Origin of the sequence: Actinomadura alba (assembly GCF_014323705.1) — a bacterium.
In the GTDB taxonomy this organism is placed as follows: domain Bacteria; phylum Actinomycetota; class Actinomycetes; order Streptosporangiales; family Streptosporangiaceae; genus Actinomadura_C; species Actinomadura_C alba.
The window spans coordinates 1-5,049 of sequence record NZ_JABVEC010000077.1; the positions used below are offsets into that span (position 1 = coordinate 1).

Consider the following 5,049-nt stretch of genomic DNA (forward strand, 5'->3'; position numbering starts at 1 on the left):
TATTGCGCAATGGGCGGAAGCCTGACGCAGCGACGCCGCGTGGGGGATGAAGGCCTTCGGGTTGTAAACCTCTTTCAGCATCCACGAAGTTCCGGTATTCGCCGGGGTGACGGTAGGTGCAGAAGAAGCGCCGGCTAACTACGTGCCAGCAGCCGCGGTAATACGTAGGGCGCAAGCGTTGTCCGGAATTATTGGGCGTAAAGAGCTCGTAGGCGGCCTGTCGCGTCCGTCGTGAAAGCCCGGGGCTTAACTCCGGGTCTGCGGTGGATACGGGCAGGCTAGAGGCAGGTAGGGGAGAATGGAATTCCCGGTGTAGCGGTGAAATGCGCAGATATCGGGAGGAACACCGGTGGCGAAGGCGGTTCTCTGGGCCTGTACTGACGCTGAGGAGCGAAAGCGTGGGGAGCGAACAGGATTAGATACCCTGGTAGTCCACGCCGTAAACGTTGGGCGCTAGGTGTGGGATTCTTCCACGGATTCCGTGCCGCAGCTAACGCATTAAGCGCCCCGCCTGGGGAGTACGGCCGCAAGGCTAAAACTCAAAGGAATTGACGGGGGCCCGCACAAGCGGCGGAGCATGTTGCTTAATTCGACGCAACGCGAAGAACCTTACCAAGGCTTGACATTGCCGGAAAACCTGCAGAGATGTGGGGTCCTTTTGGGCCGGTGACAGGTGGTGCATGGCTGTCGTCAGCTCGTGTCGTGAGATGTTGGGTTAAGTCCCGCAACGAGCGCAACCCTCGTTCCATGTTGCCAGCACGTGATGGTGGGGACTCATGGGAGACTGCCGGGGTCAACTCGGAGGAAGGTGGGGATGACGTCAAGTCATCATGCCCCTTATGTCTTGGGCTGCAAACATGCTACAATGGCCGGTACAGAGGGTTGCGATGCCGTGAGGTGGAGCGAATCCCTTAAAGCCGGTCTCAGTTCGGATTGGGGTCTGCAACTCGACCCCATGAAGTCGGAGTCGCTAGTAATCGCAGATCAGCAACGCTGCGGTGAATACGTTCCCGGGCCTTGTACACACCGCCCGTCACGTCATGAAAGTCGGCAACACCCGAAGCCCGTGGCCCAACCACTTGTGGGGGGAGCGGTCGAAGGTGGGGCCGGCGATTAGGACGAAGTCGTAACAAGGTAGCCGTACCGGAAGGTGCGGCTGGATCACCTCCTTTCTAAGGAGCATCACGCTGGCCACCACGTCCCTCTTGGGGGATGGTGTGGTCTGCACCTGTTTCCACGAGCGAATGTCTCGTGAGCGGGTTGCTCATAGGTGGAGCACTGGCTACTCAGCAGGACGTGGGACACGTCCCGGTTAGTACCGCCTCTTCTGATCCTTGTGGTCGGTGGGGGAGTGGGAACGGCGGTGGCGGGTGCACGAGCTGCTGGACACGCTGTTGGGTCCTGAGGAAACGGGCCCCTTTCCTGGATGTTCATTCTTTGTTCCTTGGTTTGTGACGAGGGCGGGAGTGGGTGTTCGGGGGAGGGTGTTGGTTTTCTTGGTTTGTCCGGGCTTTCTGCTGGCTCTGCCTCGGTTGGGGTGGGTTGGTGGGGGTGCTGGTTGTTTTTTGAGAACTGCACAGTGGACGCGAGCATCTTTTTTGTCGCTTTAGTGTTCAAGTTTTTAAGGGCACACGGTGGATGCCTTGGCATCAGGAGCCGATGAAGGACGTGGGAGCCTGCGATATGCCTCGGGGAGTCGGCAACCAGACTTTGATCCGGGGATTTCCGAATGGGGTAACCTGGCACTCGTCATGGGGTGTCGCCGCCGTCTGAATGTATAGGGCGGTTGGTGGGAACGCGGGGAAGTGAAACATCTCAGTACCCGCAGGAAGAGAAAACAATTGTGATTCCCTGAGTAGTGGTGAGCGAAAGGGGATGAGGCTAAACCGTGCACGTGTGATAGCCGGCAGGTGTTGCGTGTGCGGGGTTGTGGGACGGTTCTTGCCTGAGCTGCCGTTTGGGCGGGGAGTAAGAAATCACGTGTGTAGTCGAATGGTCTGGGAAGGCCGACCGTAGACGGTGAGAGTCCGGTAGGCGAAACGCATGTGACTCCTTTGGATTGTTCCCGAGTAGCACGGGGCCCGTGAAATCTCGTGTGAATCTGCCAGGACCACCTGGTAAGCCTAAATACTTCCTGATGACCGATAGCGGACCAGTACCGTGAGGGAAAGGTGAAAAGTGCCCCGGTGAGGGGTCGTGAAATAGTACCTGAAACCGTGTGCCTACAAGCCGTGGGAGCTAGCAACACTTTGTGTTGTGTGATGTGACTGCGTGCCTTTTGAAGAATGAGCCTGCGAGTTATGGTGTGTGGCGAGGTTAACCCGTGTGGGGTAGCCGTAGCGAAAGCGAGTCTGAATAGGGCGCCCGGAGTCGCATGCTGTAGACCCGAAGCGGAGTGATCTAGCCATGGGCAGGGTGAAGCGCCGGTAAGACGGTGTGGAGGCCCGAACCCACCAGGGTTGAAAACCTGGGGGATGACCTGTGGTTAGGGGTGAAAGGCCAATCAAACTCCGTGATAGCTGGTTCTCCCCGAAATGCATTTAGGTGCAGCGTTGCGTGTTTCTTGCCGGAGGTAGAGCTACTGGATGGCCTAGGGGGCCTACAAGCTTACTGAAGTCAGCCAAACTCCGAATGCCGGTAAGTGAAGCGTGGCAGTGAGACTGCGGGGGATAAGCTTCGTAGTCGAGAGGGAAACAGCCCAGATCATCGGCTAAGGCCCCTAAGCGTGTGCTAAGTGGGAAAGGATGTGGAGTTGCGATGACAACCAGGAGGTTGGCTTAGAAGCAGCCATCCTTGAAAGAGTGCGTAATAGCTCACTGGTCAAGTGATTCCGCGCCGATAATGTAGCGGGGCTCAAGCACACCGCCGAAGCCGTGGCATCCCAGCATTACCCAGGCATCACTTGTGGTGTCCAGGGGTTGGGGTGGGTAGGGGAGCGTCGTGTGGGCGGTGAAGCAGCAGCGTGAGCTAGTTGTGGAGGCCACACGAGTGAGAATGCAGGCATGAGTAGCGAATGCAGGGTGAGAAACCCTGCCGCCGGATGACCAAGGGTTCCTGGGCCAGGCTAATCCGCCCAGGGTAAGTCGGGACCTAAGGCGAGGCCGACAGGCGTAGTCGATGGACAACGGGTTGATATTCCCGTACCCGTGATCATGCGCCCATGCTGAACCTGCTGATACTAAGATCGTTAAGCTGTGGTGTTCCTCTTCGGAGGTCGCTGTGGTGGCGTGGTCGGCCTGAGGTGGTAGTAGGCAAGCGATGGGGTGACGCAGGAGGGTAGCTCAGCCCAGGCGATGGTTGTCCTGGGGTAAGCACGTAGGGCGCATCATAGGTAAATCCGTGGTGCTTTAAGCCTGAGGTGTGATGCCGAGCCGTTTTAGGTGAAGTGAGTGATCCCATGCTGCCGAGAAAAGCCTCTAGTGAGTGTGATTGCGGCCCGTACCCCAAACCGACTCAGGTGGTCAGGTAGAGAATACTAAGGCGATCGGGTGAACTGTGGTTAAGGAACTCGGCAAATTGCCCCCGTAACTTTGGGAGAAGGGGGGCCATTCCTGGTGAGCGCACTTGCTGTGTGAGCTGGGGGTGGTCGCAGATACCAGGGGGAAGCGACTGTTTACTAAAAACACAGGTCCGTGCGAAGTCGTAAGACGCTGTATACGGACTGACGCCTGCCCGGTGCCGGAACGTTAAGAGGACCGGTTAGGGACCCTTTGGGTTTCGAGGCTGAGAATCTAAGCGCCGGTAAACGGCGGTGGTAACTATAACCATCCTAAGGTAGCGAAATTCCTTGTCGGGTAAGTTCCGACCTGCACGAATGGCGTAACGACTTCCCCACTGTCTCAACCACAGGCCCGGCGAAATTGCATTACGAGTAAAGATGCTCGTTACGCGCAGCAGGACGGAAAGACCCCGGGACCTTCACTATAGCTTGGCATTGGCGTTTGGAGCGTCTTGTGTAGGATAGGTGGGAGACTGTGAAACCTCAACGCCAGTTGGGGTGGAGTCATTGGTGAAATACCACTCTGGTCGTTTCGGGCTTCTAACCCGGGCCCATGATCTGGGTCGGGGACAGTGCCTGGTGGGTAGTTTAACTGGGGCGGTTGCCTCCTAAAAGGTAACGGAGGCGCCCAAAGGTTCCCTCAGCCTGGTTGGCAATCAGGTGTTGAGTGCAAGGGCACAAGGGAGCTTGACTGTGAGACAGACATGTCGAGCAGGTGCGAAAGCAGGGCCTAGTGATCCGGCGGTGGCATGTGGAAGCGCCGTCGCTCAACGGCTAAAAGGTACCCCGGGGATAACAGGCTGATCTTCCCCAAGAGTCCATATCGACGGGATGGTTTGGCACCTCGATGTCGGCTCGTCGCATCCTGGGGCTGGAGTAGGTCCCAAGGGTTGGGCTGTTCGCCCATTAAAGCGGCACGCGAGCTGGGTTTAGAACGTCGCGAGACAGTTCGGTCCCTATCCGCTGCGCGCGTAGGAGACTTGAGAGGATCTGTCCCTAGTACGAGAGGACCGGGACGGACGAACCTCTGGTGTGCCAGTTGTCCTGCCAAGGGCACGGCTGGTTGGCTACGTTCGGACGGGATAACCGCTGAAAGCATCTAAGCGGGAAGCCTTCCTCAAGATGAGGTCTCCCTCCCCTCTTCGGAGGGGGTAAGGCCCCCAGCTAGACCACTGGGTTGATAGGCCAGATATGGAAGCATCGTAAGGTGTGGAGTTGACTGGTACTAATAGGCCGAGTGGCTTGAACACACCCAACACCTGTGTTGAAGCGTACAAAAAAGAGTCTTGTTGCTCGCGTCCCTGTGCGGTTCTCAGAACACAAACACGCACCCCGAAGGCCCGGTTGGCCCAACGGGGTTTTGTTGATAACTGAAGAGCTTGACACCACACCCCGCAGATGAACGCGGTGGGTAGGTGTCGCTAAGCGTTTCGGTGGCTATAGCGGTGGGGAAACACCCGGTCCCATCCCGAACCCGGAAGTTAAGCCCTCCAGCGCCGATGGTACTGCACGGGAGACCGTGTGGGAGAGTAGGACGCCGCCGGACACAA

General features: G+C 57.8%; 3 rRNA genes. All 3 read left to right on the forward strand.

Going from position 1 to position 5,049, the window contains the following annotated elements:
- Positions 1–1,172 (forward strand): 16S ribosomal RNA (locus HKK74_RS38735); the annotation flags it as partial.
- 439 nt (positions 1,173–1,611) lie between these two features.
- Positions 1,612–4,749 (forward strand): 23S ribosomal RNA (locus HKK74_RS38740).
- Positions 4,750–4,928: 179 nt separating this feature from the next.
- Positions 4,929–5,045: ribosomal RNA gene (gene rrf, locus HKK74_RS38745) — 5S ribosomal RNA — on the forward strand.
- Positions 5,046–5,049: the final 4 nt, after the last annotated feature.